Genomic DNA, 3,581 nt, shown 5'->3' on the forward strand with positions numbered 1-3,581 from the left:
AAGTAATACTCTGTCAGCCGAAGCAATGGTTTCTGGGCGGTGAGCAATCATCAATATAGGAGTATTGATTTCCTTAAACATCTGGCAGACAAACGACTCCGTATAGATATCTAAGCTACTTGTCGCTTCGTCCAATACGAGAAACTTGGGTTTTTTATACAAAGCTCGCGCGATGAGAATCCTTTGTTTTTGACCTCCTGAGAGACTAGAGCCCATCTCACCAACCAACGTGTGGTACCCCATATTTAGGCTTTCGATATCATCGTGAACACCCGCCCTACGAGCACACTCCACAAGCCAGTCTTCATCTAAATCGCCAGCGAAGAATGTAATATTCTCGATAATCGAACCACTAAACAACTGGTCTTCTTGCAACACCGCGCCAACCTGAGCTCTAAGAGATTTGGAGGCAGGCGATTTATTACCGAAATAATTAATGCTACCTGATGTGACTGAATAAATACCCAATAGCAGTTTAGAAATGGTTGACTTACCACAACCAGACGGCCCAACTAACGCTACAATCTCATTACTTTTTACACTAAAACTTGCACCGTTAAGAATAGGAGGTTGGTCTTTTCCATAAGAGAAGTATACCTCGTCAAACTCGATAACATTATCGCCCTGATTATTTATTGCAACGGGTAACCCTATGACATCAGGCTCGTTATCCGTTTCTTTTTCGGTTAAGACAATATCTGCTAAACGCTCGTTGTACACAGATAGCATCTTAAACTCGAAATACTTATCGATTAGTGAACTAATGCTGGCAGAAAAACGCCCTTGATACGAAAGAAACGCCATCAACATACCGATAGTAAATAGTCCATCCAAAACCAAATTTGCACCAAACCAGAGAACAGTCGCAGACACAATGCTAACAATGGTCACATTAATTGTGTTATAGATCATCCCGAGCTTTTGCTCATGTAGCTGCGCATTTCTTCTATTAATATTGAGGTTTCGCCAAGACGACTCCCTCCAAGGTAACGCCCCATTGACTCGCAAACTTAATACACCGCGAACTGTCTCTATGAAATAACTGTCTTCTTGAGTGCTGGCTTCCCAGGTATTTTCTTCGGCGCGTTTAAACGCGCCAAACCACGCAAACCGAAGAGCGATGTAACCTAACGCAGCAGCGATGGCAATGAATGAGAGTTCAGGGCTGTAAACCAACATAACCGACAGAGTGCCAACAACTAATACTAAGTCGAGTAGAGCTTGAATTGCACTGGTTGTTAACGTCTGCTGAATGACATCCACAGCGGAAAATTTAGCACTAATACTCCCTATATCCCTTTTTTCAAACCAATCTATCGGTAACCGGAACAAGTGATGGAAAACGTTCGCAGCCCACTGCATATTAAAGTTCACTGACAGCTTGATTGTCGCCCATTGCTGGGCAAGACCAATTAGAGTTTGCGTCGCAGTTACTATCAGAATGGCTCCAATGACGAGTACAAGAAGGTTTTTGTCATATCCAACCAATACTTCATCAATCACGATTTGGTTGAAAATGGGCAAGGTAAGCGCTAATAGCTCTAGTACCAATGCGAAAACAAAAATCCGTCCTAACGCCTCTTTTAAGCCAACGGTTTTACCAATGAGAGTCGATAACCGAACGGCTTTACTTCCCACTTTTTCTTCGAAGTCATGAGTTGGTGTTAGCTCTAGAGCTATGCCTGTGAAATGTTGGTTTACCTCATCATAACTTAGTGTCAACGATCCACTTGCAGGATCATGAATGTCAATCTTCTTCCCACGCACTCTCTTTAACACAACAAAGTGATTTAGATTCCAGTGTAAAATACAGGGTGTGGCTAATTGCTCCAATTCCTGTAGTTCTAAGCGAACCGCCCGCCCCGAAAGCTTGAGAAGTGCACCACACTCAATAAGCCGAGCAAACGACATCCCATGCTGAGTAATACCGCATTTTGCCCTTAGTGAGCGTAGGTCGGCTTTATAACCATGCCAATCGGCAACCATAGCTAAACAAGCGATACCACATTCCGCCTTTTCTGTCTGTCGGATCAAAGAGAGTTTCCTCCCCCACCCCCAATCTATAAGCCCTTCTGTATGCATGGTTATATTCGCCCTTTAATCGTGTACAAAGGCTCTAACAGCCACTCGTAGACCTTGCGTGTATCAAGTTCAATGTCTGCGGTTAATGTCATTCCTGGAACAAACGTTTGCTCGTCCCCATAAACAGTAATGGTTGGCTTCTCTAATGTGACTCTCACTTGATACAACCCAACACCACCATACGTACGAGAAATCTGACTTTGGATCAGCGGGCTATTTGGTAACATATCCGCGGAGACTGCAGATTTTGATATGGAGTCGACAACACCTTGCTGAACACCAAACTTTTCATAGGGAAACGCATCAAACCGTAAACGAACATTCTGACCTTCTTTAATAAAACCTATACTGCGACTGGGCGCATAAAGCTCAACAACGACAGGCTCTTCACCCTCAGGAATAACAACGAGTAGAGGTTGACCTTTATTAACTGAGTGACCTTCCTTGACGAAAATTGACGCAACCACACCGTTAATCGGTGATACAACCTGAGTATCTGTTTGATAAAAGTATTCGATTTTACTTTGAGCGATTTGTTGAAGCTGGCGGTCTATTTCCTGGAGGGTAATGTCAAGTTCTAACTGTAACGTATCTTTCGTATCTTCCAACTTGGCCTTTTCTCTGACCAATCTCTGTAAACTAAGGTGCTGTGTTTGTACCTTAGCTTCTAGTGTTATTAACTCGAGTCTTTGTCTTTGAAGTTCAATAGAAGAAATGAACTGCTTGTTGACCAATACTTGTTGTTTATCAACCAAACTTTGAGCAAGGCTTAGCTCTTGTTCAGATAAATCAACGACAACTTCCAGTATGCCGGCCTCTTCTGACAAACGAACTAAGTCATCATCAATGACTTTTAGTTGATGCCGAGATTTCTCTATTTCTTTATCTCGACGTTCGTTTAGCAAAGTAATTTGACTTTCAATGGTAGCAACAATGCGTTTTTTCACGCCCTGCCCAAACTCATCATAACGCTCTGTTTTTATCTCATATAGAGGTTCTCCAGAGAACACTGTCTGGCCTTCAGTGACAAATACACTTTCAGCATACCCTTCATCATTAGCCTGTACCTTCACAATACCGCCAGTCGGACTTACCACTCCGTTCAGTGTATCTCTGCGTGTATATTCGGCAAAAACAACGAAAAAAATAATAGTCATCAGAACAAATATTGATGCAGCTAAAAACATATGCTGATTCAACGAAGCGTCAATTAAAATTGAGCCTTGATTGTCTGATTTCTGCGCCTCAAAATACTCTGGTCTATATAAATGCTTAGCTCTTGTTACCACGGGTAATCCTTTCCCTTAACAAACGATGCTAAAGCTGTATAACAGCAATTTCTTGTTGCTTGTTTGAAATCAACTTTGTATTCACTTTTTTCGCCGACAAATCGACACCGCATTGACAAATTTTAGTTCTACACTTGGTTGGATTGGTAGGAAGCTCAACATTTTCATCATAAATAGAGCCAATGGGGCCATCTTGCATACACCAAGAAC

Annotated in this window: 2 protein-coding genes and 1 pseudogene; all 3 read right to left on the reverse strand. The window is 42.2% G+C overall.

Going from position 1 to position 3,581, the window contains the following annotated elements; translation table 11 throughout:
- The coding region (locus AB4653_RS23990) for a peptidase domain-containing ABC transporter (protein WP_372105498.1) at positions 1–2,082 on the reverse strand (2,082 nt) is incomplete at its 3' end.
- 2 nt (positions 2,083–2,084) lie between these two features.
- The gene (locus tag AB4653_RS23995) at positions 2,085–3,371 is read right to left on the reverse strand and encodes an HlyD family secretion protein (RefSeq protein ID WP_017098603.1); all 1,287 of its coding nucleotides are present in this window, start codon (positions 3,369–3,371) and stop codon (positions 2,085–2,087) included.
- A gap of 28 nt (positions 3,372–3,399) precedes the next feature.
- Positions 3,400–3,581, reverse strand: a pseudogene (locus AB4653_RS24000) (radical SAM protein); the annotation flags it as partial.

The sequence above is a fragment of the Vibrio sp. 10N.222.48.A3 genome (genome assembly GCF_041475345.1).
GTDB classification, from domain to species: Bacteria; Pseudomonadota; Gammaproteobacteria; order Enterobacterales; family Vibrionaceae; genus Vibrio; species Vibrio tasmaniensis_A.